This window comes from Neobacillus sp., from assembly GCF_031988165.1.
Classification (GTDB): domain Bacteria; phylum Bacillota; class Bacilli; order Bacillales; family Cytobacillaceae; genus Neobacillus; species Neobacillus rhizosphaerae.
Genome location: NZ_DALZYO010000003.1, coordinates 113314 through 139382 on the forward strand (window position 1 = coordinate 113314; position 26069 = coordinate 139382).

Genomic DNA, 26069 nt, shown 5'->3' on the forward strand with positions numbered 1-26069 from the left:
TAGAAATAAGCATTTCGATTCAAACGAATGTAAAGGAGGGAACCAAATGGGAGCAGCTAGGTTAATAATTGTAGACGATGAAAAGGACTTACTTGAGCTTCTTGTTAATCGTTTAAAAAGAAAAGGCTACGAAGTTGATTTTGCAGAAAACGCAGAAGATGCTATTTCTTTATTACAAAACCAATTTTATGATATTGCTATCTATGATATCCGCTTACCAAAAATGGATGGCATTACTTTATTAAAGGAAACAAAAAAAATTCAGCCGGAGATTCAAGTCTTAATGCTTACCGGACATGGGACAATAGAGACCGCCATTGAAGCAATGAAACTTGGGGCGTTTGATTACCTAGCAAAGCCTTACAATCTGACAGAGCTTGAAATAGCGATTACGAAAGCAGTTGAAAATAAAACACTGATTGAAAAAAATGATAGTATGAGGAAGATAATTAAACAACACAATTCATTTCAGATTATTGGGAAAAACCCTCATTTTAAGGCGTTACTGGAACTTACAGAACGGGTCGCAAACAGTGATGTTCCCGTCCTGATTGAAGGGGAGAGTGGCACTGGGAAAGAGTTATTTGCCAAAGCACTTCATTATTGGAGTAATCGTGCTGAAGAACCATTTGTAGCTATTAACTCTGGTGCCCTCCCTGAGCAACTACTTGAAAGTGAACTTTTCGGACATGTGAAAGGAGCTTTTACAGGAGCCAATCAGGATAAAAAAGGGTTGGTAGAAGCTGCGAATGGCGGCACTTTATTTTTAGATGAACTCGGTGAGATGCCACTGGTCCTTCAGGTTAAACTGTTAAGGTTTCTTGAAACAGGAGAGTTTCGAAGAGTGGGGGATGTTAGAGAAAGAAAGGTACACGTGAGAACAGTAGGTGCTACAAATCGTCATTTAGAAAAAGAAGTGGCGAACGGAAATTTCCGAGAGGATTTGTATTACCGACTAAATGTAGTGAGATTAACCATTCCCCCATTAAGAGAGCGGAAGGAGGATTTGACATTATTGATTCACCATTTTGTTAAAAATGGTAAAACCTTATCTCCTGAAGCCATGGCAACTTTACAAAAATACCATTTTCCTGGAAATGTCAGAGAGCTACATCATCTATTGGAAAGGGGTGTCTTACTCAGTAAAGGAGACACGATTGAAGCGGATGATTTATTGCTTGCCAATGTTCAAAAGGTCAACTTGAAAGACGTATCTACTTACCAATTATGCACACTAGAACAGCTCGAAAAGGAGCATATCGAGAAAGTTTTATCCGAGGTGGAATGGAATAAAACAAAAGCAGCGAATGTTTTAGGTGTCAGTGTAAGAAATTTATATCGAAAAATAGAACAATATCAGTTGGAAGAAAAATAAGTAAAAGTTTGCATTTTACTAGATATAATTGAGCATGAATTCATAATAGGGAGGTTAGCTCCTCCCTAAAAATCAACTTAAATCCTGCACCGAAAATGAGATCGCCGAACTTGTTGATGTGTGCTGGTTTAGCCATCCAAGTGCTGTTTCCGACACATCTGTCCAGTTTGGTATTTGCTCCAAATGCTGTTCGACCCAGCTCATACAGAAATGAGGGTCGATATTATAATCAAGACATTGGGCTAGAAAAGATTGAATCGTTTCTTCGGTACAATTTCGCCATGATCCACATGTATAACCCCATACATTTTCCATTTTTGTTTGAATGGATACCTCATTAATAAAGTCACTGAAATGATGATCGTTAGGCATTTGGATTCCCCTCTACAATTATTATCACACCTATCAGTATGTCCAAATCTAAGGTATTCAATAATTAAGCCAAATCCCATTTCTGTGTGCGCCGTCTGGATAGTACGCTTTTTGGGGTCTAAAAGGAAAGAATCGTTCGGATAACTTTGCAGTTGAAGAGTTTTCTATTTTTAACTTAACTTTCGTTGTCAATTTGTTGAAAAATGTCGAAAGTTTTTCCTACTGTTTTATTTGAATTTAGTTGCTCTTCAGAATCATGAAGTACTGTTATGTCAAGTACTTTCAACTGGAATAGATGATTCTACACTAGAAAAAAATGATGTAAGAAAAATTAACAATTCGATATATTATTACAATTTTTTTGATATCCTTATGTTAAATTGAAAAAGAATTCAGAAAAGTGTACAGGAATCCCTTTTCCTTAACACTCTCTGTTCATTCCTGCCCGTTTTCTTCAATGCGAAAGAACACCAATTTTGTTCAGATGAAGATTACTGGTCAAGAACCCATTTTCATTTTACATAATGGATAATCAAAGCCTTGCATTATTTTACAAGTTGTATGGTGAAATGCCTATTTAAGGTCTGTAAAATTAAAGCAAGATGCAGAATTTTCTGTAAAATCTTATAAATAAACTTTAGGGAGTTGGTATTTTTTCGAAACCATTAAGCTAGTGGTATTATTTAAAAGCGCTTTCATTTTTGTTTTAACGAATAACGGGTTATAGACGAAGAAGATTACTAGAAATTGCATATATACTATTTATTAAAGGAGGATTTCTCTTTGGCGAATGAAAAAATGCAGCGTATTTCCTTATCCCAACTCGAAAAGAACTTTCTAGAGGTGGAGCAAGGACTGACCAGCCATGAAGCTGTTCAAGAATCAAATCGATGCCTCTATTGCTATGATGCTCCATGTATTAAGGCCTGTCCTACAGGAATTGATATACCTACCTTTATTAAAAAAATTGCCTCAGGAAACTTACTCGGATCTGCAAAAACAATCATGTCCTCTAATCCGGTCGGAGCAAGTTGTGCCAGGGTTTGTCCAACAGAGGAACTCTGTGAAGGAGCTTGTGTTTTAAACCATTCAACGAAGCCGATCATGATTGGCAATTTACAAAGATACGCCACTGATTGGGCGATCAAAAATGAACAAACACTCTTTCAACCAGGTGTTTCAAATGGCAAAACAGTTGCAGTTATTGGTGGTGGCCCTGCTGGATTATCGACAGCACGGGAACTAGCAAGATTAGGTTATGATGTGACCATTTTTGAAGCAGCTGACAGAGCCGGTGGTTTAAATACTTTTGGGATTGTTTCGTTCCGTTTACCACAAAAAATTTCTTTCTGGGAAGCAGAACAAGTTGAAAAATTAAATGTAAAGATTAGAACCAACACGGTGGTCGGAAAGGATATCTCAGTTGGAGAAATAACTGAAGATTTCGATAACGTTGTCTTGGCGGTAGGAATGGCTCATGTACCGAACCTTGGTGTTGAAGGGGAAAATCTAGATGGAGTCTTTGATGCCATTGAATTTGTCAAGGCAACTAAAAGTGGTCAGTTATCCAAGGAATTTATTGGTAAGCGAGTGGTCGTAATTGGCGCTGGAAATACAGCCATCGATGGTGCGACTTGTTCTGTTCGTTTAGGTGCTGAAAATGTAAAAATCCTATATCGGAGAACAGAAGAAGAAATGACCGCTTATGACTTTGAGCATGAATTTGCTAAACAAGATGGTGTAGAGTTCCGATGGTTAACAGCACCGAAAAGGATTATTGGCAATAATAGCGGGCAGGTAACGGGAATTGAGTGTATCAAAATGATGCTCGGTGAGCCTGAAAAAGATGGTCGCCGCAGACCAGTTGAGATCGAAGGATCCGAATATGTGATTCCTGTGGATGCGGTAGTTAAAGCAATCGGACAAACAAGGCACTTGGAGCTTATTGAGGCGTTTGGTCTTCAACATGATGGCGGTGTCGTAAAAGTTGAACCGGAAACTTTCAAAACCTCCCATCCAAAAATATTTGCGTGTGGTGATGTTGTATTTGGTAAAGGAAAGGGAGACGCAATGGTCGTAACTGCTGCTCAACAAGGTAAAGATGTAGCTTATGCCATTCATAAGCAGTATTCGGCAGTTGGGGTAGCAAATTGACTCTATTAATCTAAGAATGACAAAGGGGGAAAAGAGATGGCTGATTTACGTATTAATCTTGCAGGAATTCAATCTCCTAATCCGTTCTGGCTGGCGTCAGCACCTCCTACTAATTCAGGCTATCAGGTCCAGAGGGCCTTTGAGGCTGGTTGGGGTGGAGCAGTATGGAAAACATTGGGTGATCCGATATTAAATGTTTCATCGAGGTTTGCTGCCATTAGCTTTAACGGACAAAGGGTTGCTGGTTTTAATAATATTGAGCTTATTACCGACCGTCCATTAGATGTAAATTTAAGGGAAATCTATGAAACAAAAAAGAAATTCCCGAATCATGCTATTATCGCCTCACTGATGGTTGAGCCAAAGCAGGAAAAGTGGCATGAAATCGTCAAACGAGTTGAGGATGTCGGAGTTGATGGCCTTGAGTTAAACTTCGGCTGTCCACATGGCATGGCTGAACGTGGAATGGGGTCTGCTTCAGGACAGGTTCCAGGGTTAGTGGAACGGCAAACCTTTTGGGTAAAAGAAGTAGCGAAAACACCTGTCATTGTAAAGTTAACGCCAAATATTACCGATATTACCGCAACTGCCGAAGCAGCCTGTAATGGAGGTGCAGATGCTATTAGTATGATTAATACGATTAATAGCCTAATGGGAGTGGATCTTGTTTCATGGAATACGATTCCACATGTGGCAGGAAAAGGGGCACATGGTGGCTATTGTGGACCTGCTGTTAAGCCGATTGCCTTAAATATGGTTGCAGAATGTGCACGGCATCCACATATAAACGTACCAATCTCAGGAATAGGCGGCATCTCCAACTGGCAAGATGCTGTTGAATTTATGTTAATGGGTGCAACCGGAGTACAGGTATGTACAGCGGCTATGCACCATGGATTTCGAATTGTTGAGGACATGATTGAAGGCCTCAGCAATTACTTAGATAGTAAAGGAATTGCCTCAGTTTCAGAAATCATTGGAAAATCAGTTCCAAGATATTCAGATTGGGGCAACCTCGACCTCAATTATAATATTGTAGCGAAAATCAATACTGAAGTCTGTATCAACTGCAATAAATGTCATATTGCCTGTGAAGATACCTCCCATCAATGTATTGATATGCTTACAGACCCTAATGGAACAAGCTATCTGAAAGTAAGGGAAGAAGACTGTGTCGGCTGTAATTTATGTTCGATTGTTTGTCCGGTCGATGGGGCCATTGATATGGTCGAAACACCAAGAGAAATGCCGCCAATGACCTGGAATGAACGCCAAACTGCCTTAAGTGTAGCTGTAGAGTGCAAAGCAGACGTTATTAAGTAATAGTTTAGGAGGACTAACGGATGAAAAAAATTATTAAAAACGGAATAATTGTCACCGCATCTGACACCTTTCAAGCTGAACTTTTAATCGAAGATGGAAAAATCGCTCAAATTGGCTCGAACCTTTCGGCCATTGGAGCGGAAATTATTGATGCTAATGGTTGTCTTGTATTTCCAGGAGGAATTGACCCTCACACCCATTTGGATATGCCTTTTGGCGGGACGGTCACTAAAGATGATTTTGAAACCGGAACGATGGCTGCTGCATTCGGCGGAACCACCACAGTTATTGATTTTTGTTTAACAAATAAGGGCAAGCCACTAAAAAATGCGATTCAAACTTGGCATGATAAATCTAAAGAAAAAGCTGTCATTGATTACGGCTTTCACTTGATGATCTCAGAAATCAATGATGATGTCCTAAATGAGCTACCACAGGTGATCGATGAGGAAGGAATTACCTCGTTCAAAGTATTTATGGCCTATAAGAATGTTTTTCAAGCAGATGATGAAACCTTATTCCAGACCCTGGCCACAGCGAAAGACCTTGGTGCATTGGTTATGGTCCATGCCGAGAACGGCGATGTCATTGATTACCTTACAAAAAAAGCGCTCGCAGAGGGAAAAACAGAACCAATTTATCATGCGTTAACTAGACCGTCAGAATTAGAGGGTGAAGCAACAGGCCGTGCTGCCAGGTTTGCTGGGTTGGCTAATTCACAGCTATATGTTGTTCATGTTTCCTGTGAAGATGCGGTCCAAAAAATTGCTGAGGCCCGCAACAAGGGTTTTGATGTCTGGGGCGAAACATGTCCGCAATATCTGGTCCTTGATCAAAGCTATTTAGAGAAACCGAATTTTGAAGGGGCTAAATACGTGTGGTCGCCACCGCTCCGTGAAAAGTGGAACCAAGAAGCCCTTTGGAACGCGTTAAAGTGCGGTCAGCTGCAAACAATAGGCTCTGATCAATGCTCGTTTGACTTTAAAGGTCAAAAAGATTTAGGCCGGGATGATTTTACGAAAATCCCGAATGGTGGACCGATTATTGAAGACCGCTTATCGATGTTATTTTCTGAGGGAGTGAAGAAGGGGCGCATAAGTCTGAACCAGTTTGTTGACCTTACCTCAACAAGAGCTGCTAAACTCTTTGGACTTTTCCCGAAAAAAGGAACAATTACTGTTGGTGCGGATGCTGATCTTGTTATTTTTGATCCGAATGTTGAACGGATTATTTCCGCCGAAACACATCACATGGCTGTGGATTATAATGCGTTTGAAGGAATGAAGGTTACGGGTGAGCCTGTTTCAGTTTTAGTGCGCGGCGAATATGTGGTGCGCGACAAACAGTTTGTTGGTAAACCAGGTTCAGGACAATATTTGAAGAGAGCGAAATATAGTATGAATACACCACTAAACCAAGGTGAAACATTATCTATCAAGTAAAGAATAATTGTGGCTCCTTTCTCAATCATTATTGAACTACTCCTGCGATTGCTCGGCTGCGCCTGAGCAATTGCCCATATTAAAACGAATGATGAGGTTGGTTGTTTGAATTTTGGATTGTTGAATTCTATTTAATTTAACCGAAATGGAGTGTTCATATGAAAACAAGCCACTTAAAATCACCAGATTTATTACCCATCAAGCACAAGGATCGAAAAATCACAAAACTAGGTTTCTCCTTTATGTGGGTAGGGATGGTGGTCGTTCTGGCCACATTTGCCATTGGCGGTGCTGGGGTCATGACTATTTCTTTACCTTGGGTAATACTCGCAACTGTAATCGGAAGTCTCGCCATTGGTTTTTTCATTTCCTTAATTGCTGATATTGGGATTGAACATGGGTTGTCCTTTCCTGTTTATATGAGAGCCCCCTTTGGAACGATTGGTACCCATATCCCATCGATAACCCGGGGTATTACGGCATCGATGTGGTTTGGAATTAATACTTATTTTGGGGCAACAGCGATGAACGGTATCTTAAATATTTTATTTGGCTTTGATAATTGGTTCGTCTGCTTCCTCATTTTCGCTGCTGTTCAATTAATTAATACGGCATTAGGGATTAAATCAATTGAACGATTTGCAGATATGGCTGCACCTATCATTCTTATCATCTCCTTATGGATGTATGTTTCATTAACAGATCAGGCAGCATCTGCAGGAAGGGACGTTTGGAGTTGGGTGGAGTCCCCGGTTACCGGCGGGGCCGCATTTTCAGCATTCTTAGTTGTTATTTTTAGTAATATGGGTTTCTGGGCAACCTTAAGTGCGGATATCCCTTCAATATCCCGATTTATCAAGGCACCAGCTAACGAAAAAAATTGGTTTAAACGAAATAAGGGTTCATTAATTGGAAACATGATTGCCATGCCCTTAACGCAAACATTTATGATTATCATTGGTGCTGTAGCTTATGTGGCCGTATTAAACTACGATCCCGTTGTGGCTCTTCAAAAGGCAGCTGGCGGTTTTATCCTTGCTATTTTACTGTTAATGATTGTTTTAGCCCAGTGGTCAACCAATACGGCAGCAAATGTCGTTCCAGCGGCAACTATTTTCTCAAACGTAGGTGGTCCAAAGTTCCCGTTTTGGGCTGGAGTCATTACCGCTGGAATCGTTGGAACAATCGTACAGCCATGGACATTGTTTGATGTCATTATTCCGATTCTTCTCTTTGTCGGTGGTATTTTATCTGCCATTGTCGGCATCTTATTCGCAGATTATTATTTAATCCGGAAAAGACGTGTGAATGTGCCTGAATTATACGAGGACAATGGTCAGTATAAATATATGGGCGGAGTGAACTTGGCTGGTTTTATTGCCTGGATTATTGGGGCTGCAGCATCCTATTTTGTACCGAACTATGGGTTTTTAGTAGGGTTCATTGTCGGGGCAGGTCTTTACTATGTACTTGCGAAATCCTGGTGGTTTAAAAAATATCCGCAAGCGGAAATCGATAATCCGAGCGATGAAAAGTATTTAGGTATTTCCGTTGGTCGTGACTGGGTGATTGATGACAAGGCAAACGAACCTGTTTATGAGGAGATTCCAAATAACGTAGATTTATATTAATTCAGAATATGAGGGGATAAGATGTCAGAATATCAACAATTTCTTGATGAAAGAGACAAAATTGATTTTCTCATCCAAAAAGGATGCCGAATTAACGGTGTAAGAGAACATTTAGATGGGGCTTCAGTTGATTTTTTACATCCAAATGGAAATGTTACAGAAACCTTACTAATAGGAACTGCAAACGGAAGGAAATATTTTTCTAGTCTATTAATTAGTCAGATTCACGTAGACCAGGCATAAAGGAAGATGAAAAGGATTGGCCTAAAAGCCCAATCCTTTTTGGCTAAAATTATTTTTCTATTTTCAAGGAGAGTTTATAAGTATGAAAGAACATTTTCAATTAACGGTTGCAGATATGTTAAAACGGAAACACTTTGATAATGCAGAGGTTATAGCAGGGGAAGCAGGCCTTCATCGACCTGTCAAATGGGTTCATGTTGTCGAGGTTACTAGTATTCGCAATCTATTAAATGGTCATGAACTGATTTTATCAACAGGTGTTGCCTGGAAGGATAATGAGAATTTATTTGTCTCAATGGTGAAGGAGTTTCTCGAAAACAAAGTAGCTGGACTATGTATAGAAATGGGGACATACATGTCTGAGGTTCCTTGTGAAGTCATCGAAATGGCCAATGAACATCAATTCCCCATCATTGTATTTCAAAAAGAAGTACCGTTTGTTGAAATCACACAAGACATCCATTCCGTCATCATTAACCAGCAATATCAGAAGATTTCTGATCTAGAGAATTATTCCCAGAGTTTAAATAAACGGCTATTAACCATTGAAACGTATGAGGATATTCTTCAATTTATTTTCTCGGCATTGGACTTACAAATTATTTTCCGATTAAAAAACCAGAAGTACGAATTTGTACCCGAAATCGCCGGGAACGAACAAAATGCCATCATCAATCTGATTGAAGGAGTAAATATGCTATCGACTGATCCTATTGCTTCTTCACCCATTTTCTTATTCGGTCAAGATTATGCAGAGTTATTTATCTACTCAAAGGATATTCCCATCAGTGAATTTGATTTATTGATTTTAGACCGAACGGCAACTGCATTAGCCCAACATTTATTAAGAGATTTATATGTAGAAGAAAAAAAACGGGTGGAAGAGTTTGAGTGGCTGCACGGTTGGCTTGAGGGCGAACATTCGCTCGAGGACATTCACGAATACTTAGCAGAGAATGGAGTTAAAGCAAAAACGAATGATGCAGCGGTATTAATCACAAAGCTTATCCCATTTAAGGAGAAATCTAGTCAGGATGGAACTTATTTAAAATTATTATTTCGTTCTGTATTTGAACAGAATGGCTTTACTGTTTTTTTCGTTGAAAAAAGAAACGAGATTACCTTTATTCTTTTAAATAATCGAACGAAAAAAAATTTAAAAGAACGAATAAAAAAAGCCATTGAATCAATCCAAGACTCGGAATTTATCAGAAAACAAAGTTCTGTAAAGCTAATTATCGCTGCTGGAAAGTTTATTCATTCATTGAGAGATGTTCATAAAAGTTATCAGACAGCTAAAGAGACACTTCGTATCCAACAAAAAATGACAAACAAACAAATTTATCATTTTTATGAGGACTTACATTTATATCGGCTCATATCACAAATGAGTAAACACACCGATTTGCAGGAGCTTGCATCTGAATACCTCCAACCCGTTATTCAATATGATCAAAAATATAATGGCAAACTTTTTGAGACATTAAAAGCGTATTTGGAGAGCAACGGGTCAAAGCAAGAAACCTCAACCAAACTGTTTATCGTGAGACAAACTTTATACCACCGCCTGCAAAAGCTTGAAAACCTTTTGGGAGAAGATTTTATGGAGCATGAAAAACGGGTGGCAATTGAATTTATGCTTCTAGTTCATGATTATTTATCCGCTCCTCAGCCATGGAGGGAAAATCAAGCCCGATGAGCATTTTTTTGCTGGGAAAAAGCATAAATGTAAAAATGCATATTCAAATTGTCGTAAAAATACTTTAAGCCATTTTACAAATTGTCTAATGAAAGCGGTTTATTGATAGGAGATAATGAAATTATTAAATTTTCAAAATAACGAATTATCAAACAGTATTTTCAAAAAAAAGGAGGATAAAACAGAATGGGTGTAACAAAAAATGATACGGTTGTTTTAAAAAATTTTATTAACGGTGAATGGGTTGCCTCGAATAGCAGGCAAACACTTGATGTTCCCAACCCGGCAACAAATGAATTGTTAACAAAGGTTCCGGTTTCGTCAAAAGAGGATGTTAATCTTGCAGTAACAGCAGCAAGGGAAGCATTTAATAAGTGGAAAAATGTGCCGGTTCCAAAGCGCGCGAGGATCTTATTCAAGTACCACTACCTGTTAACCGAAAACCATGAAGAATTGGCAAGGTTGATTGTTCAAGAAAATGGCAAGGCATACAAGGAAGCATATGGAGAGGTACAACGTGGGATTGAGTGTGTCGAATTTGCTTCTGGGGCGCCGACATTAATGATGGGTGAAACATTATCAGGAATTGCTGAAGACATCGATTCTGAAATGTTCCGATATCCTTTAGGGGTTGTCGGCGGGATTACCCCATTCAACTTCCCGATGATGGTGCCGCTATGGATGTTCCCACTAGCGATTGCCTGCGGAAACACGTTTGTGTTAAAACCGTCTGAGCGTACTCCGATTTTAGCAAATAGATTAGCAGAGTTATTTATGGAAGCTGGAGCTCCTATAGGGGTTTTAAATGTTGTCCACGGAGCGCACGATGTGGTTAATGGATTACTTGAACACAAGGATATTGCGGCAATCTCCTTTGTAGGCTCACAGCCGGTGGCTAAGTATGTATATGAGCGTGCTGCAGCTGAGGGCAAAAGAGTTCAAGCGCTTTCCGGTGCGAAAAATCATCATATTGTCATGCCTGACGCCGATATGGATAAGGCGGTTCAACATGTTCTTAGTTCCACCTTCGGAAGTGCTGGGCAGCGTTGCATGGCCTGTAGTGCAGTAGTGGTTGTCGGTGATAATGAACCATTTGTAGCTGCATTGAAAAAAAAGGCAGATGAGTTAATTATCGGGAACGGTATGGAAGATGAGGTATTATTAACACCTGTTATCCGCAAGGAGCACCGCGAAAAAGCCCTCAGTTATATCGAAAAAGGCATGCAAGAAGGGGCGGATTTAATCAGGGATGGACGCAGGGAAATGGAGGAACTTCCAGAAGGAAATTTCTTAGGTCCAACGATATTCGATCATGTTACGCCTGAAATGACAATTGCAAAAGATGAAATCTTTGCTCCCGTCTTAAGTCTGCTTCGTGCGAATAATCTAGAAGAAGGGTTAGAATTTATCCGTAAATCTAGGTACGGAAATGGAGCTACCATTTATACGAACGACGCGAAAGCCGTCCGTCAATTCCGTGAAGAAGCAGATGCTGGTATGTTGGGTATTAATGTCGGCGTTCCGGCAACAATGGCCTTCTTCCCATTCTCTGGCTGGAAGGATTCCTTTTATGGTGACCTTCATGTGAACGGTAAGGACGGATTAAACTTCTATACACGCAAAAAAATGATCACATCTCGATTTGAAGCATAAGAAAGATATCAATGTTACTTTTGGTGTCAGGCACCAATTAACAGAATTGGAGGGAAAGAAATGGTTCAAACAAGTCGCCCCAACGAAACCCTATTGGAGCAGGATGATAATTATGTATGGCATTCGATGAAGCCTTATAATCCGAAAGCAACAATTGTTGCGTCAAAGGCAGAGGGTTCATGGGTAACAGATACCGATGGGACCCGATATTTAGATGCGATGGCAGGCCTTTGGTGTGTAAATGTGGGCTATGGCCGGACTGAGCTTGCAGAGGCTGCCTATGAACAATTAAAGGAAATGGCCTATTTTCCACTATCGCAAAGCCATGTTCCGGCGATTAAGCTTGCAGAAAAGCTGAATGAAATACTCGGAGATGAGTACGTCATCTTTTTCTCAAACAGTGGTTCGGAAGCAAATGAAACCGCCTTTAAAATCGTAAGGCAATACCACCAGCAAAAAGGCGAACATAATCGTTATAAAATCGTCTCACGCTATCGTGCCTACCACGGCAATTCGATGGGGGCTTTAGCCGCAACGGGGCAGGCACAAAGAAAATATAAATATGAACCACTTGCGCCGGGGTTTATCCATGTTTCTCCTCCGGACTCTTACCGCGACGATACAAATGTTTCAGATCCAAAGGAATTGTCTTCGGTTAAAGAAATTGACCGGACCATGACATGGGAGCTAAGTGAAACGATTGCCGCAATGATAATGGAACCAATCATTACTGGTGGCGGTGTCCTTGTCCCACCAGATGGATATATGAAGGCAGCTAAGGAAGTTTGTGAAAAACATGGCGCCTTGCTGATTGTCGATGAAGTGATTTGTGGTTTTGGCCGAACCGGTAAAGCCTTTGGTTTTATGAACTATGGTGTGAAACCGGACATCATAACGATGGCAAAAGGCATTACTAGTGCATATCTGCCTCTGTCAGCAACGGCAGTCCGAAAGGATATTTACGAAGCATTTAAAGGAACTGAAGAGTATGATTACTTCCGCCACGTGAATACCTTTGGTGGAAATCCAGCAGCCTGTGCACTAGCGTTGAAAAACCTCGAGATCATGGAAAAGGAAAAATTATTTGATCGTTCCAAAGATCTAGGGGAACAGTTAATTAATGATTTAACGAACCTGTTACATGATCATCCTTATGTCGGAAATGTTCGTGGGAAGGGACTTTTGGTTGGGATTGAATTAGTTAAGGATAAGGATACCAAGGAACCATTGGAGGCAGGATTAGTTAATCAAGTCATTGCCAATTGTAAGCAGAAAGGGATTATTATAGGGAAAAACGGGGCAACAGTAGCCGGTTATAATAATGTGTTAACCTTGGCACCACCGCTAAACATTGAGCAGAAGGATTTAACTTTTATCATTAAAACACTTACTGAATCACTAGATAAAATACGTTAACTCGATTAAGTAGAACACTCGTAATCTTACAATTAGTAAATTACGAGTGTTCTTTTTTTCATTAAAAAAGGGCTAGAGCTTTCCTTACTTTATTTAGATAACGTATGTTGGTTCTAACTCTACTAAGTTAATCCGAGCCATAAGGTATCCTAGGATTGGTTAATAAGCTCTAATAACCATTCAAAAAAACGACAAAATCATTGGATTTTTTCTATCCCTTGGAATCGAACAAAAAAATGTCGAAATACTTCGAAAGAGAGATTGACAGAACATTGCGATAGGTTATAATGAACTTAGCATATGTGCAATTGAGTTTTACATAATTTCATGGATACTTGTTTTATGGAAAAATGTATTTTGTATTTAAAACAAAAGATTGTAATCGTTTTCACGGAGTTTCTGATTTTTCATATCTTTCAAAATTAGGTGAATCTATTATGGCGGATGAAAGAATTTCGCGCCTGGTTGAAGTGGCTAAAATGTACTATCAATTAGACTACAGTCAACAGGAGATTGCGAAAAAGATAGGTATTTCCCGCCCCACCGTTTCTAGGCTTCTCGATCAAGCCATCCAAGAGGGTGTTGTCCATATTAAAATAATTAATCCGGCTGAAGATGTTCAGGAATTGGCGATGCTGATAAAGGAAAAATTCCAGTTAAAGCATTGTATTGTTGCACAGATTCCTGAGTATGAGGATGAACTCATCAAAGAAAAGCTTGGAGAGGTTTCTGCCGATTATTTATATGAAATTGTTCAAAGTGGCGACACCATTGGAATTACTTGGGGAACTACCCTTTATCAACTCGTGAAAAAACTACAGCCTAAGAATGTTAAGGATGTTACGATTGTCCAGTTGAATGGTGGGGTGAGTTATTCTGAGTCAAATACCTATGCATCAGATATCATGAACGGACTTGCCAATGCCTTTCATACCACTCCGCACTTTTTGCCAGTCCCTGCCGTTGTTGACCATATCGTTGTCAAACAGGCAATTGTGGCGGACAGACATGTGAAAAAAATATTGGAATTAGGGAAACAGGCAAATATCGCGATTTTTACGGTAGGAGAGCCTGGCGAACAATCTACCCTGATGCATGCGGGTTACTTTTTAGAAAGTGATATCGAGATTTTAAGATCAAATAAAACAGTCGGCGATATTTGTTCAAGATTTATTGACATCGATGGGCAAATAAGCCATGAGGCTCTTAATGATCGTACCATAGGAATTGAACTCTCTCATTTGACCGAAAAAGAATACGGAATCCTTATTGCGGGTGGAAACACGAAAATTGATGGGATTTATGGTGCCCTAAATGGCCGACACGCAAACGTACTCATTACCGATCAATATACGGCCAAGGCATTACTTGAAATGAGGGAGTGATAACATTAATGGATAAAGAGAAAATTAGAGAACTAGTTGAAGAGATTGTCAAAAATACGCTTCAAAAAGCAAAGCATGTTCCAATTGCCGCTTCCAATCGGCATATTCATTTATCACCAGAACATGTTGAGCGGCTCTTTGGAAAAGGCTACGAGTTGAATAAGCTAAAGGACCTATCCCAACCTAATCAATTTGCTGCAAAGGAAATCGTAACCCTAATCGGTCCTAAGGGTAAGATTCAAAGTGTCCGAGTCCTGGGGCCTGCCAGAGGGAGCACTCAAGTTGAAGTATCTTTATACGACGGCTTTACACTTGGTGTAAAACCGCCGATTCGCAACTCAGGAGATATTTCGGGCTCTGAATCGATTACCATTCAAGGGCCACGTGGGCAAATCACCATTAATGAAGGCTTGATTTGTGCCGCGCGCCATATTCATATGCACACGAGTGATAGTGAATCCTTTGGGGTATCAGATGGTGATTTGGTACAGGTGAAGGTCGATGGTTCCCGTGGGGTTATTTTTTCAAATGTACTGATTCGTGTTTCACCAAAATATAAACTTGAAATGCATATCGACCTTGATGAAGCAAACGCAGCGTCTATAAAGAATGGACAACAAGGAGAAATTGTGGCTATCGAAGCAAAAGGTCAAGGGAGTGGAGGCTGATACTGGTGGATGTCAAAACGAAGGTCCAAATGCTTGTCCAGCAGGTAGTTGAAGCCTACTTAAAAGAAAAAACGCAAAAGAATCAGGAGAAATCGATTGCCATTCTATTAGGTTATCAATCTCCAAACCCAGCGGAAGTTATGAAAGCGGTTAATCCGTTACTAAAATCTTACGATGTGACGTTGATGTTATCAAAAGATTGGTTGCCTTCCATAAATGAATTAGCAGGGAAGTCATATGTTTTATTAGAGGAAACCTCGCAGCAGGAATTGCTTGCGATAATTGAAAAGTCCTCTGTTCTGGTTGTTCCAGCTGCGTCATACCACCTGCTTTCTAAACTCGCCCTAACAATGGACGATGAAGTAGCTGTATGGTTAGCCATTCAATTTCAATTACTGGGTAAGCCCATCGTCATCGCTAACAATTATGTGGAACCAAATGTCTATCAGCAAATCCATGCGCCGCATTCGATTCAGGACCGTCTGCAGTCCTACATAAGGCAGATTCAGGTGGACCAGGTCAAATGGGTGCCGTTAAGGAAGCTGATTCAAACAGTTGAAGACCAAATTGCTGCCAGCAAAGAAAAGCAGGCTCTTATTCTAGCAAAGCATGTGGAAAAGGCTTATCAAAATGGTCTAAATGAACTTGTTGTTCCGACTCGGAGTAAGGTGACTCCTTCTGCTAAGGATCTGGCGAAAGATTTAAAGATTCAAATTAACAAAACGGACTCCTTGAAAGGAGGGACGCAATGATCATTTGTAAAGTGGTAGGTTCGATTGTTTCCACCACCAAAGCTGAGAAGTTAAAAGGAAAAAAACTCCTGATTGTACAGCCACTTGATATGAAAACGATTGAGGAAGATGGGAAACCCATAGTAGCCATTGATACAGTTGGATCTGGTGTCGGTGAAGTCGTTTTACTTGTTAGTGGAAGTTCAGCAAGACAAACAGAAATTACTAATGGTGTCCCCGCTGATGCGGCAATTGTTGGGATTGTCGATCAGATTGAGATACAAGGTTCCTTAACCTTTAAAAAAGGAGGTAATTAATTTTGCAAGTAAATGAAACCGATATCAAAAAAATGGTTGAACAAGTGCTGCAACAATTAGGCCAAACCCAAGTGGAAAGCAACCCGGTTGCAGCCCAAGAAAGCATCAGCCTAGGTGATGGAGTGTTTGCAACTGTGGATGAAGCGGCTGCAACAGCAAGACTTGCATGGGAAAAGCTGCGCAAGCTTCCATTATCTACAAGAAGACAAATGATTGACAACATGAGAGAGATCAGTCGTAAGTACGTAAACGAGTTAGCACAGCTAGCCGTTGAAGAAACGAAACTTGGCAGGGTAGAGGACAAAATTGCTAAAATCCTTCTCGCCACAAATAAAACACCTGGGGTTGAAGATTTAGTCAGCACTGCTTATTCCGGTGACGATGGCTTAACACTTGTGGAATATGCACCAATCGGTGTATTTGGTTCCATCACACCATCAACAAACCCAGCAGCAACTGTTATCAACAACTCGATTTCTCTAATTGCTGCAGGGAATACCGTTGTTTACAACCCGCACCCTAGTGCCAAACAAGTATCTATTAAAACATTAAAATTGCTTAATCAAGCAATTGTTGCTGCAGGCGGGCCAGAAAACTGCTTAACATCTGTCGCAGCACCGAATCTTGAAACTTCCGCTCAAGTAATGAACCACCGTAATATTAACGCTCTTGTTGTTACAGGCGGGGGACCTGTTGTGAAGGCAGCGATGTCTGTCGGCAAAAAAGTGATTGCAGCTGGCCCAGGAAATCCTCCTGTTGTCGTGGATGAGACTGCGATTATCTCACAAGCGGCAACTGATATTGTCAAGGGTGCAAGTTTTGATAACAATGTTTTATGTACGGCTGAAAAAGAAGTCTTCGTTGTTGATAAAGTGGCCAATGCCCTTAAATCGGAAATGGTGAAGAATGGAGCTATTGAGCTTAAAGGCTTCCAATTCGAAAAACTGCTTGAAAAAGTGCTTGTGAAGAAAAATGATAAGTTTTATCCGAACAGAGACTTTATTGGAAAAGATGCCTATGTGATTTTACAAGCGGCAGGAATCCAGGCAAGCCCAGAAGTGAGGCTAATTATCGCTGAAACCTCGAAGGATCACCCATTGGTGATGACAGAAATGTTAATGCCAATTCTACCAATCGTCAGAGTTCCTGACGTTGATAAAGCCATTGAATTAGCGGTAATAGCTGAAAAAGGAAATCGTCATACTGCAATCATGCACTCACAAAACATCACTAATTTAACAAAGATGGCACAAGAAATTCAAGCAACTATTTTTGTTAAAAATGGACCATCTGTAGCTGGTTTAGGCTTTGAAAGTGAGGGCTTCACGACACTTACGATTGCAGGTCCGACTGGTGAAGGTTTAACTAGTGCAAAAACATTTACACGTCAGCGTCGCTGCGTTTTAGTAGATGGATTAAGAATTATTTAGTGGGGTGTGTTAATTGGCAAAATCTAAAGAAGAAAAAACAGTCACTTCACAAGAAGAACAAATTAAAAAACCAAAACTAGTAGTTACTAAAGGAGGAAATAAAATGAGTCAAGAAGCTTTAGGAATGATCGAAACAAAAGGATTAATTGGTGCGATTGAGGCTGCAGATGCAATGGTCAAGGCAGCAAACGTTTCATTAGTAGGCAGGGAATTAGTTGGTGCTGGTCTTGTTACTGTTATGGTTCGTGGTGATGTTGGTGCCGTTAAAGCAGCTACAGAAGCTGGTGCGGAAGCAGCACAGCGTGTAGGTACTCTTCTTTCTGTACACGTTATTCCACGTCCAAACGGTGATGTAGAAGGTATTTTACCGAAAGCTGAATAAGGTGAATTAAATGGAACAATCCATTGAGAGTTACATCAAAAATCTTGTAAGAGAGACACTTGGCCATACACTGGGTGAAATGCAAGTCCAAAGTGATCGGCGGATCTATGTCATCGCTAATTGGAAAATGAATAAATCGTTAGCTGAGACGGCTGAATTCTTCCAAGAATTCAAGAGCAGTAATGATGTGTCAGTAGTTGTCTGTCCACCGACGCAGTTGCTGTATCCGACCCAGCTTTTTATCAAACAATCAGGAAAACCAATTGGTTTAGGTGGACAAAATGTCCATTGGGCAGACAAAGGTGCTTATACTGGCGAAACATCAATCAGTATGTTGAAGGATGTCGGCTGCGAGTATGTGATTATTGGTCACTCCGAGAGAAGGCAATATGCTCATGAAGATGATGTTTTAGTCAATAAAAAGGTTAAACAAGCAATCAAGGCTGGTCTTATCCCGATCATTTGTATTGGTGAAACGTTAGAAGAAAAGAACTCTATGCGAACTGAACAAGTTTTATTTACCCAGCTATTCGGCGCATTGAAAGAAATAGATTCCGGCGATTTTATCATTGCTTACGAGCCGGTATGGGCAATTGGAACAGGGCAGTCAGCAACTGCTGACTTAGCTCATCAAACCCATTCCTATATCCGCTCAGTATTAAAGCAAATAGTGGGTGAAAAAGCAGAAAACATCTCGATTTTATATGGTGGTTCAGCAAATGAAAGCAATGCAGCTGAATACAGCTCGATGTCAGACATCGATGGTGTGCTTGTCGGTGGTGCTAGTTTGAAGGCTCAGTCTTTTGATGGAATTATTAAGGTATTTGCCAAAGGAGAACAAAATTCATGAAAAAAGTTGCGATAGGTTGCGACCATGGTGGATACGAACTTAAAGAATCATTAAAAGCCTATTTAACTGAATTAGGCTATGAATATTTAGATTTTGGCTGTAAGGCAAATGAATCAGTCGACTATCCTGATATTGCCTTTCTTGTAGGAGAAACGGTCGCGACAAATGATGACTATGTGGGCATCATGATAGATGGTGTTGGCATTGGCAGTGGCATGGTGTTAAATAAAATTCCTGGTGTCCGCGGTGCTGTGTGCTGGGATTTATCATCTGTTATTAACAGCAAAGAGCATAATAACGCCAACGTGTTATCGATTGGTGGTCAATTTATCGGTGAGGGTCTTGCCAAGCAATTAGTAAAAACATGGTTAGAAACAGATTTTGCCGGTGGCCGTCATGATCGCCGTGTTACGAAAATCATGGAAATCGAAAGCCGTTTCATAGGACGTTAATTTTTTAAAAAAATTATCGCCTAAATGAGACGCAAGAAAGCAGGGTTTAAAAATGTTTGTAGCCAAAGTGATTGGAAATATGGTCTGTACTCATAAAAATGACAATTTAAAAGGCTTAAAGCTTCTGATTGTCCAACCAGTTGATGATGGGTTGAAAGAAAAAGGCAAACCACTTGTGGCTATAGATACGATTGGACAATCAGGAGAAGGAGACCTCGTCTACCTAGCAAAAAGCAGAGAGTCTTCCTTACCTCTTAATAAAGATTTAGTCCCATCAGATGCTGGGATATTAGGTATTATTGACTATTATAACGTGACCAAACGAATGGAGGAAAAATAAATGAGCAACGCATTAGGAATGATCGAAACTAAAGGGTTAGTAGGAGCAATTGAAGCAGCAGATGCCATGACAAAAGCAGCAAACGTTACACTTCTTGGAAAAATCAATGTTGGCGGCGGCCTGGTTTGTGTAATGGTACGCGGTGATGTTGGTGCTGTGAAAGCAGCAACAGAAGCAGGTGCGGATGCAGCACAGCGTGTTGGCGAGTTCTTATCTGTTCATGTAATCCCAAGACCACACTCTGATATCGAGAAAATTCTTCCTACAACAAAATAATGAAACTAGCAAAAGTGGTTGGGAATGTCGTATCAACGATCAAAACACCTAGTCATCAGTATAAAAAGCTAATGGTTGTCATCCCAGTTGATGCAGAAGGTAGTGAATGCGGTGAAGCTATGATTGCCTTTGATCGCTTCCATGCAGGGGTTGGCGACTATGTTTTAATACTTGAAGAAGGTGGGTCGGCAAGGGACATCTTAGAGGACCCAAAAGGTTCTTTTGATGCGGTCATTGCCGGAATCGTTGATCGATTACATTAATGAGAGGTGAACACGATGCAAATTGAAGCATTAGTAGAACAAATTACGAATCAAATTATGCAGCAATTAACCAATAAACAAGCGTTAAATGAAGTAAAACCCACTTCTGGAAACGTAACCTATAAAGAAGGCACTGCATCAAACATTATCACTGGTCCTTCTGTCGCTCGAATGATCGATCATACTCTATTAAAGCCAGAAGCGTCCAAAGAGCAAATTGTTAAGCTTTGTGAAGAAGCTAGAGAACATAAATTTGCTACGGTCTGTGTCAATCCATATTGGGTTTCTACAGCCGCAAAAGAACTTAAAGGTTCCGGCGTTGGAATAACAACGGTTGTCGGCTTCCCATTGGGAGCAACGAGCACGTTTGTAAAAATCGCTGAAACCCGTGACGCCATCGCAAATGGTGCAACTGAAATCGATATGGTCATCAATATTGGTGCGCTTAAGTCAGGTGACTTCGAAACAGTTAAAAAGGATATTGAAGGTGTTGTTTTAGCTGCAAAAGGCCACGCGCCTGTTAAAGTTATTATTGAAACAGGCCTTCTTGAAATTGAAGAAAAGAAAAAGGCTTGTGTTCTTTCAAAAATGGCTGGCGCTGACTTTGTGAAAACATCAACTGGTTTTGGCCCAGGCTGTGCCACTGCTGAAGATATTAAGTTAATGCGTGAAGCGGTTGGTCCAGATTTGGGCGTGAAAGCCTCTGCATGTGTAAGAGATTTAGATACGGCTAGAAAGCTGATTCAAGCTGGTGCAACCAGAATTGGTGCAAGCTCAAGTATTGCGATTATTACTGGTGGTCAAGGTACTGGCTATTAAGTTGCTGAAAATTGAATGTTGAAATGTTCAAGATGATTTTTGAGTATTTTATATAGGATTTACTGCTATGTGAAATACTCAAATCTCTTTTCCTCTTAGTCTAAAAAGTATTGAAAATTTTTAGACATTTCACTATAATTATATTAACGAAATGTAATCGCTTACATGAATGAGGGGTGTTTCTAATGAACAATATTGGACATCAATTAAAGAAAATACGATTAAACCGTGAACTTGAAATAGAAAAATTGGCTATTTTATCTGGTCTACATGCAGAGACAATCGCTGGGATCGAAGAAGGCGAGCTAGATATTCAAGTATCCACGTTAGCAAAAATTTCTGATGCCTTGAATTGCACCTTTTCCATCGGAGATGTGTCGATTTAATTTTCTAGGTTCATATTTGCTCTAGCACTCACTGTTCCTTACAGTGAGTGCTTTTTTGAATCTATCAATTTGGAATATAACTCAGCACATGCTATAGTATTTTCATGCGTTCAATCTATCACAGGTTGGACTTTTCTATTTTAAAAGGAAGAGATGAATGACAACTACAGTAGCATATATAAAAGAATGGCAGCAAGCACTGCAAAATGAAATTATCCATTTAAAAAAATATGGTAGCAACAAATACATTGTTCTAAATGGAAGGCTCCTCACAAAGGGAGATTCATTTACCTACTATTTTGATACCGCCTATTCATTGCGGATTCCAGTTGGTTCAACGATTAGACTTGAGTGGGGTGGATTGAAACAAGGTGGCCGGGTGCTATCTTCAGAAGGGAAAGGTGTGATCCTTTCTTTGGAGCAATCCCTTGGTGACTTAATTCCTGAGGCATATCTTTTTCACGATCCCTGGGAACTACTTGAACAGCTTATTCAACGACTTGATGAGATAAAGAAAAATAAACAGAAGCGATTACGAGTAAAAAAATTGATGGATCCATCAATGCCAGCCAAGCATCCAGTGGAAAAAGTAAAAAGTAATGTTCATGAGGTAGTCCTGCGTTCAAAATACAACCCAATTACATTTGTTTGGGGGCCCCCTGGAACGGGAAAAACGCACACACTCGCAAGGGTGGCGGCTAATAAATATTTTCAAGAAAAACGTGTCTTGATTTTATCACATAGTAACCAAGCGGTCGATGTCCTGATAGGAGAAGTCTCAGACTTTATGAAAAAGAAAAATCGTTTCCGAATCGGCGACTTGCTGCGGTACGGCTTCAATACTGGAGATCTGCTTGTAAATCACGAAGCGATTACCACCAGCCAGCTTCTCCAAAAACAAGATCCACAGCTTGCTGACGACAAGGAGCGGTTGATCGAAGAAAGACGGAAACTTAAGCAGGATTTGGCTCGTTCATTTAGTAAAAGAGACACGGATCAATTGTTGGAACTGGAGATGAAAATTGCTAGAATGCTCGAAAAGATTCGTCATCAGGAAAGTCAGTTTGTGAAGGATGCCTATGTAGTCGGGACGACACTGGCGAAGGCAGCGAGTGATACCGCAATTTATGAAAAGGAATTTGATGTTGTTATTCTTGATGAAGCAAGCATGGCCTATGTTCCCCAGGCTGCTTTTGCGGCTACACTTGGAAAACGCTTGATTATTTGCGGCGATTTTAAGCAATTACCACCGATTGCCTCATCTAGAGATTCTTTAGTAACGAAGTGGCTGAAGGAAGACATTTTTCACCGAGCAGGTGTTGTTGATTGGGTTAAAGATGGCAAACTCCATCCGCATTTATTTTTATTAAAAGAGCAGCGGAGAATGCACCCGGACATATCCTCCTTCACCAATCAAAACATCTATCAATCGCTTGTTGGTGATCATGAAAGTGTATGGAAAAGTAGGAATAACATCGTTGAAAAGAGGCCGTTCCCTGGGCGGGCATCCATCCTTTTAGATACCAGCTATACGGGAGCACATTGTATAAATGAACGGACATCCAATTCGCGAATGAATCTATGGCAGCTATTACTGTCATTTCAGTTAATTCACGAATCATATTTAGGTGGTGCAAACTCCATTGGTTATGTAACACCATACCGTGCCCAAGCGAATTTAATGGAGCTGTTACTTGGGGATTTATATGAAAAAGAACTTTCAACAGCAGATATTATCGCTGCAACTGTTCACAGATTTCAAGGAAGTGAGCGGGATGTCATGATTTTCGATACCGTCGACGGTGAGCCGCAAAACCGTGCTGGTATGCTTTTAACTGGCAATGAGAGTGAAAGATTAATCAATGTTGCCATTACAAGGACAAAAGGCAAGTTCATTCATGTCAGCAATAATGCGTTTATTCGCAGTCATGTTTACAAGGGAAAAACACTCAGACAGCTCGTGGAGCATCAAGAGAGGCATCAGCAAACAGTTGCTACAGAGGAAATTGGAAAATGGATTAGGAATCAGCATCCAAGATTGCATTGGATGCATGGACTTAAACTGGAAAAAGTCTTTCAGGATATAGCGGGTGCGAAGTCAACTATTGTGGTCTCATTACCAGTGCAAACCGTTCTTTCGGAGCAATGGAAGGAGAAACTAATCAACCGAAAAAAAGAAATAAAGTTAACTGTTATATCTATGGAAGAATGGCTGGAGCTTCAACCAGATCATTGGCTAGACAAAAGCCTACCGTTTCCTTTTATTATGATTGACCAACAGCTTTTCTGGCTGGGATTACCTTTAGAAGGAGCGAAGAGAGTACGACCACCTTTTATCGCAGCAAGACTTGACTCGTCGAAGGTATCAGAAAATTTATTAGGTCAATTTTTAATGAAAGAGTAGGAATTGCTGGGTCTCTCCGAAATTTCAGCTCTTTTTTAATCCTTGTGGACTATTTTTTGAAAAATCAACCCATCCAATCAGAAAATACAGGTTGGTATAGAGAGGCAATAAAGTTGTTACATTTACAATAAAGTCATTTTATTTACAATATGGTTGTATACAAAAGTTGGTTGATTATTATTGAGAAATAAGATATAATGAAAAATTATTATGAAAATGAAGTACCTATTATTTTTAAACAACGAGGCAATCTGAGTGAGATGCCTTTTTTATTTTTGATAAATTTATATAGAGTTTTAGAGAGGGTGAGTCGATTGACTAAAAACATAAGGCAATTGAAAAACGTTTCAGTGATCCAGACGCTTCTAAGTTAGAAAAAAAATTTAGAAGCGAGGAATCTTTATATGAACAATCAAAAAATCTTTAATAAATCATTTCTTTTTGTATTTATCAGCAACTTTTTAGTTTTTATTGGGTTTGAAATGTTGCTTCCTATTTTACCAGCCTATTTGTTAAGTCTTAATGCTTCTTACATTCAAGTGGGTTTAGTGACAACGTTTTTTACTATAGGCGCTGTATTAATCAGACCTTTGGTAGGATACTATTTAATTGATAACCAACGGAAAAGTCTAGCCATTGGTGCAAGTGCAATTTTAATGATGATTACACTTATTTATCCTTTTCTCAATATCGTATGGCTGTTTCTATTGTTACGATTTTTTCATGGCATTGCGTGGGGCGTATCAACAACTGCCAATAGTACAATAGCAGTCGATTTAATTCCTAAGACACGGTTAGGAGAGGGAATGGGGTATTTCTCCATTTCAACTACAGTGGGGGCTATCATAGCACAGAGTTTAGGTATTTTTATATTTGACTCTTTTTCCTTTGACGTTTTAATATGGTTTTCAGTAATACTTAGTCTTTCAGCAGTCATTGCACTTCAATTTGTACATTCGCCTGCTCCAGTAAAGAGAGAGAAACAACCATTTCGATTTTTTGATATGATTTTTGAAAAAGACGCATGGTTTCCAGCATTACTGGCGGTCATTACAACACTTGGTTTTGGAGCGATTATTACTTTCTTAGTTCTTTTTGGAAAACAAAAGGGCTTAGAACATATTTTTCTATTCTTTTTTATCAATGCGACGGTCGCAACTTTATTACGTCCGTTTACCGGAAAATGGTATGATAAAAAGGGACCTTGGTCTATCATCATCGTGTCAGCTATATTAGGATTTTTGTCACTTGTTATGCTGTCCTATGCAACAAATGATTTTCATCTTATTATTGCGGCGATTTTATTTGGAGCAGGTTATGGAACTGTTATGCCATGTTTACAAACATGGGCGGTTCAAAAGGTAAGTGAAGAAAAAAGTGGCGCAGCTAATGCAACCTTTTATTCCAGTTTTGACGTTGGTGTTGGAGTTAGCGCATTTGTATTAGGTATTATATCTGAATGGATCAGTTTAGAGATAATCTTTCGGGTTGTTAGTCTAAGTTTTATTGTTGTTGCTGTTTTAGTCTATAAGGATTATTTAAATGAAAAGAAAAGATATAAAAATATATAAATTGATAAAAAACAAATCCACTTCTATGTTAATAGAGGTGGGTTTGTTTGCAAAAAAAGTCGATTATGAAACTACAGGTGCTAGGCTTAAAAAAGGAGAAAAGCCTTTTTACTGTACTAACCAGTGGCGATACTAGAATAACTAACAGAGTTCGATAGTTGAGTAATGTGGTTTAGGAAACAACTTTTTTGTCACGAATTTTTTATTGAAACACGAATGCTTCACTAAAAGTAAATAACTATTTTTTTAACAGTGACACTTTTTAAGCGAAAGAATACTTCTTCATGGCTTCGAAAGTAAACAAATTTATTTGTGAACAACAGCTGGCTCTTTTTGTTAATAGTATATTTTCTAAAAATTCTATTGACTTTTCCATGTTTTCTAAGGATAATCAAATAAATCGAAAATAGAAAACAGTATGGGATTAGTAAATTTTTGGAACGTGTTAGAGAGTGAAACCCACAGGCTGCAAGGTTTCTCACAGAAA

25 protein-coding genes and 1 other annotated feature (1 of these 26 running past the window's edge) are annotated in these 26069 nt (G+C 39.7%); of the genes, 24 read left to right on the plus strand and 1 reads right to left on the minus strand.

Annotated features, from left to right (window positions below):
• Window positions 1-46: 46 nt before the first annotated feature.
• A complete protein-coding gene (locus RTR43_RS02840) occupies window positions 47-1375 on the plus strand; it encodes a sigma-54-dependent transcriptional regulator (protein ID WP_312469515.1) in 1329 nt (442 codons plus the stop codon).
• Window positions 1376-1447: 72 nt separating this feature from the next.
• On the opposite strand, the gene RTR43_RS02845 is transcribed toward RTR43_RS02840, so the two are convergent.
• Window positions 1448-1747: a hypothetical protein gene (locus tag RTR43_RS02845; protein ID WP_312469516.1), complete on the minus strand. Its 300-nt coding sequence runs from the start codon at window positions 1745-1747 to the stop codon at window positions 1448-1450.
• Between the two features lie 798 nt (window positions 1748-2545).
• Here RTR43_RS02845 and RTR43_RS02850 point away from each other — a divergent pair.
• From RTR43_RS02850 to RTR43_RS02960, 23 genes are all read left to right on the plus strand, one after another.
• Window positions 2546-3901, plus strand: coding sequence for an NAD(P)-dependent oxidoreductase (locus RTR43_RS02850; protein ID WP_312469603.1), 1356 nt, complete (start codon window positions 2546-2548; stop codon window positions 3899-3901).
• 36 nt (window positions 3902-3937) lie between these two features.
• The gene (preA, locus tag RTR43_RS02855; protein ID WP_312469517.1) at window positions 3938-5224 is read left to right on the plus strand and encodes an NAD-dependent dihydropyrimidine dehydrogenase subunit PreA; all 1287 of its coding nucleotides are present in this window, start codon (window positions 3938-3940) and stop codon (window positions 5222-5224) included.
• 20 nt (window positions 5225-5244) lie between these two features.
• Window positions 5245-6666: a dihydropyrimidinase gene (gene hydA, locus RTR43_RS02860; RefSeq protein ID WP_312469518.1), complete on the plus strand. Its 1422-nt coding sequence runs from the start codon at window positions 5245-5247 to the stop codon at window positions 6664-6666.
• 158 nt (window positions 6667-6824) lie between these two features.
• Entirely contained in the window at window positions 6825-8297 is a 1473-nt protein-coding gene (locus RTR43_RS02865; RefSeq protein WP_312469519.1) for an NCS1 family transporter, read from the plus strand.
• 21 nt (window positions 8298-8318) lie between these two features.
• Window positions 8319-8540, plus strand: a complete 222-nt coding sequence (locus RTR43_RS02870; RefSeq protein ID WP_312469521.1) for a hypothetical protein — start codon at window positions 8319-8321, stop codon at window positions 8538-8540.
• A gap of 82 nt (window positions 8541-8622) precedes the next feature.
• Window positions 8623-10239 carry a PucR family transcriptional regulator gene (locus tag RTR43_RS02875; RefSeq protein ID WP_312469522.1) on the plus strand — a complete coding sequence of 539 codons (1617 nt, stop codon included), beginning with the start codon at window positions 8623-8625 and terminating at the stop codon, window positions 10237-10239.
• 186 nt (window positions 10240-10425) lie between these two features.
• Window positions 10426-11892 carry a CoA-acylating methylmalonate-semialdehyde dehydrogenase gene (locus RTR43_RS02880; RefSeq protein WP_312469524.1) on the plus strand — a complete coding sequence of 489 codons (1467 nt, stop codon included), beginning with the start codon at window positions 10426-10428 and terminating at the stop codon, window positions 11890-11892.
• A gap of 60 nt (window positions 11893-11952) precedes the next feature.
• A complete protein-coding gene (locus RTR43_RS02885) occupies window positions 11953-13308 on the plus strand; it encodes an aspartate aminotransferase family protein (RefSeq protein ID WP_312469526.1) in 1356 nt (451 codons plus the stop codon).
• A gap of 437 nt (window positions 13309-13745) precedes the next feature.
• The gene (locus RTR43_RS02890; protein WP_312469528.1) at window positions 13746-14693 is read left to right on the plus strand and encodes a DNA-binding transcriptional repressor DeoR; all 948 of its coding nucleotides are present in this window, start codon (window positions 13746-13748) and stop codon (window positions 14691-14693) included.
• An 8-nt stretch (window positions 14694-14701) separates the two neighbouring features.
• Complete coding sequence (pduL, locus tag RTR43_RS02895; RefSeq protein WP_312469529.1) at window positions 14702-15361, plus strand: phosphate propanoyltransferase; 660 nt, start codon at window positions 14702-14704, stop codon at window positions 15359-15361.
• 5 nt (window positions 15362-15366) lie between these two features.
• Window positions 15367-16113 carry a hypothetical protein gene (locus RTR43_RS02900; RefSeq protein ID WP_312469531.1) on the plus strand — a complete coding sequence of 249 codons (747 nt, stop codon included), beginning with the start codon at window positions 15367-15369 and terminating at the stop codon, window positions 16111-16113.
• Complete coding sequence (locus RTR43_RS02905) at window positions 16110-16409, plus strand: EutN/CcmL family microcompartment protein (RefSeq protein WP_248734067.1); 300 nt, start codon at window positions 16110-16112, stop codon at window positions 16407-16409. Before RTR43_RS02900 ends, RTR43_RS02905 begins: the two co-directional genes overlap by 4 nt.
• Before the next feature lie 2 nt (window positions 16410-16411).
• On the plus strand, window positions 16412-17839 hold the full coding sequence (locus RTR43_RS02910; protein ID WP_312469534.1) for an aldehyde dehydrogenase family protein: 1428 nt from the start codon (window positions 16412-16414) through the stop codon (window positions 17837-17839).
• 103 nt (window positions 17840-17942) lie between these two features.
• Window positions 17943-18221, plus strand: coding sequence for a BMC domain-containing protein (locus RTR43_RS02915; protein ID WP_248734212.1), 279 nt, complete (start codon window positions 17943-17945; stop codon window positions 18219-18221).
• A 10-nt stretch (window positions 18222-18231) separates the two neighbouring features.
• Window positions 18232-19071, plus strand: a complete 840-nt coding sequence (gene tpiA / locus RTR43_RS02920) for a triose-phosphate isomerase (protein ID WP_312469535.1) — start codon at window positions 18232-18234, stop codon at window positions 19069-19071.
• Window positions 19068-19523 (plus strand): ribose 5-phosphate isomerase B, encoded by a 456-nt coding sequence (rpiB, locus tag RTR43_RS02925; RefSeq protein WP_312469536.1) that lies wholly within the window; start codon window positions 19068-19070, stop codon window positions 19521-19523. The genes tpiA and rpiB overlap by 4 nt, the downstream gene beginning before the upstream one ends.
• 52 nt (window positions 19524-19575) lie before the next feature.
• Entirely contained in the window at window positions 19576-19863 is a 288-nt protein-coding gene (locus RTR43_RS02930; RefSeq protein ID WP_024028004.1) for a EutN/CcmL family microcompartment protein, read from the plus strand.
• Window positions 19864-20139: a BMC domain-containing protein gene (locus tag RTR43_RS02935; RefSeq protein WP_312469539.1), complete on the plus strand. Its 276-nt coding sequence runs from the start codon at window positions 19864-19866 to the stop codon at window positions 20137-20139.
• Window positions 20139-20402: a EutN/CcmL family microcompartment protein gene (locus RTR43_RS02940; protein ID WP_312469540.1), complete on the plus strand. Its 264-nt coding sequence runs from the start codon at window positions 20139-20141 to the stop codon at window positions 20400-20402. Before RTR43_RS02935 ends, RTR43_RS02940 begins: the two co-directional genes overlap by 1 nt.
• 171 nt (window positions 20403-20573) lie before the next feature.
• Entirely contained in the window at window positions 20574-21221 is a 648-nt protein-coding gene (deoC, locus tag RTR43_RS02945; RefSeq protein WP_312469606.1) for a deoxyribose-phosphate aldolase, read from the plus strand.
• Between the two features lie 185 nt (window positions 21222-21406).
• Window positions 21407-21607, plus strand: coding sequence for a helix-turn-helix domain-containing protein (locus RTR43_RS02950; protein WP_312469541.1), 201 nt, complete (start codon window positions 21407-21409; stop codon window positions 21605-21607).
• Between the two features lie 157 nt (window positions 21608-21764).
• On the plus strand, window positions 21765-24011 hold the full coding sequence (locus tag RTR43_RS02955) for an AAA domain-containing protein (RefSeq protein ID WP_312469542.1): 2247 nt from the start codon (window positions 21765-21767) through the stop codon (window positions 24009-24011).
• 404 nt (window positions 24012-24415) lie between these two features.
• Window positions 24416-25582, plus strand: a complete 1167-nt coding sequence (locus RTR43_RS02960; RefSeq protein ID WP_312469543.1) for an MFS transporter — start codon at window positions 24416-24418, stop codon at window positions 25580-25582.
• A 410-nt stretch (window positions 25583-25992) separates the two neighbouring features.
• Window positions 25993-26069: a binding site (T-box leader), on the plus strand; it runs 134 nt beyond the window's last position.

Excerpts from the sequence above, each read along its gene's own strand:
- RTR43_RS02950 (WP_312469541.1), top strand. The coding sequence starts at position 21,407 with ATGAACAATATTGGACATCAATTAAAGAAAATACGATTAAACCGTGAA.
- tpiA (WP_312469535.1), top strand. The coding sequence starts at position 18,232 with ATGGAACAATCCATTGAGAGTTACATCAAAAATCTTGTAAGAGAGACA.
- rpiB (WP_312469536.1), top strand. The coding sequence starts at position 19,068 with ATGAAAAAAGTTGCGATAGGTTGCGACCATGGTGGATACGAACTTAAA.
- preA (WP_312469517.1), top strand. The coding sequence starts at position 3,938 with ATGGCTGATTTACGTATTAATCTTGCAGGAATTCAATCTCCTAATCCG.
- RTR43_RS02840 (WP_312469515.1), top strand. The coding sequence starts at position 47 with ATGGGAGCAGCTAGGTTAATAATTGTAGACGATGAAAAGGACTTACTT.
- pduL (WP_312469529.1), top strand. The coding sequence starts at position 14,702 with ATGGATAAAGAGAAAATTAGAGAACTAGTTGAAGAGATTGTCAAAAAT.
- deoC (WP_312469606.1), top strand. The coding sequence starts at position 20,574 with ATGATCGATCATACTCTATTAAAGCCAGAAGCGTCCAAAGAGCAAATT.
- RTR43_RS02870 (WP_312469521.1), top strand. The coding sequence starts at position 8,319 with ATGTCAGAATATCAACAATTTCTTGATGAAAGAGACAAAATTGATTTT.
- RTR43_RS02850 (WP_312469603.1), top strand. The coding sequence starts at position 2,546 with ATGCAGCGTATTTCCTTATCCCAACTCGAAAAGAACTTTCTAGAGGTG.
- RTR43_RS02930 (WP_024028004.1), top strand. The coding sequence starts at position 19,576 with ATGTTTGTAGCCAAAGTGATTGGAAATATGGTCTGTACTCATAAAAAT.
- RTR43_RS02880 (WP_312469524.1), top strand. The coding sequence starts at position 10,426 with ATGGGTGTAACAAAAAATGATACGGTTGTTTTAAAAAATTTTATTAAC.
- RTR43_RS02885 (WP_312469526.1), top strand. The coding sequence starts at position 11,953 with ATGGTTCAAACAAGTCGCCCCAACGAAACCCTATTGGAGCAGGATGAT.
- RTR43_RS02935 (WP_312469539.1), top strand. The coding sequence starts at position 19,864 with ATGAGCAACGCATTAGGAATGATCGAAACTAAAGGGTTAGTAGGAGCA.
- RTR43_RS02915 (WP_248734212.1), top strand. The coding sequence starts at position 17,943 with ATGAGTCAAGAAGCTTTAGGAATGATCGAAACAAAAGGATTAATTGGT.
- RTR43_RS02865 (WP_312469519.1), top strand. The coding sequence starts at position 6,825 with ATGAAAACAAGCCACTTAAAATCACCAGATTTATTACCCATCAAGCAC.
- RTR43_RS02845 (WP_312469516.1), bottom strand. The coding sequence starts at position 1,747 with ATGCCTAACGATCATCATTTCAGTGACTTTATTAATGAGGTATCCATT.
- hydA (WP_312469518.1), top strand. The coding sequence starts at position 5,245 with ATGAAAAAAATTATTAAAAACGGAATAATTGTCACCGCATCTGACACC.
- RTR43_RS02905 (WP_248734067.1), top strand. The coding sequence starts at position 16,110 with ATGATCATTTGTAAAGTGGTAGGTTCGATTGTTTCCACCACCAAAGCT.
- RTR43_RS02955 (WP_312469542.1), top strand. The coding sequence starts at position 21,765 with ATGACAACTACAGTAGCATATATAAAAGAATGGCAGCAAGCACTGCAA.
- RTR43_RS02940 (WP_312469540.1), top strand. The coding sequence starts at position 20,139 with ATGAAACTAGCAAAAGTGGTTGGGAATGTCGTATCAACGATCAAAACA.
- RTR43_RS02960 (WP_312469543.1), top strand. The coding sequence starts at position 24,416 with ATGAACAATCAAAAAATCTTTAATAAATCATTTCTTTTTGTATTTATC.
- RTR43_RS02875 (WP_312469522.1), top strand. The coding sequence starts at position 8,623 with ATGAAAGAACATTTTCAATTAACGGTTGCAGATATGTTAAAACGGAAA.
- RTR43_RS02890 (WP_312469528.1), top strand. The coding sequence starts at position 13,746 with ATGGCGGATGAAAGAATTTCGCGCCTGGTTGAAGTGGCTAAAATGTAC.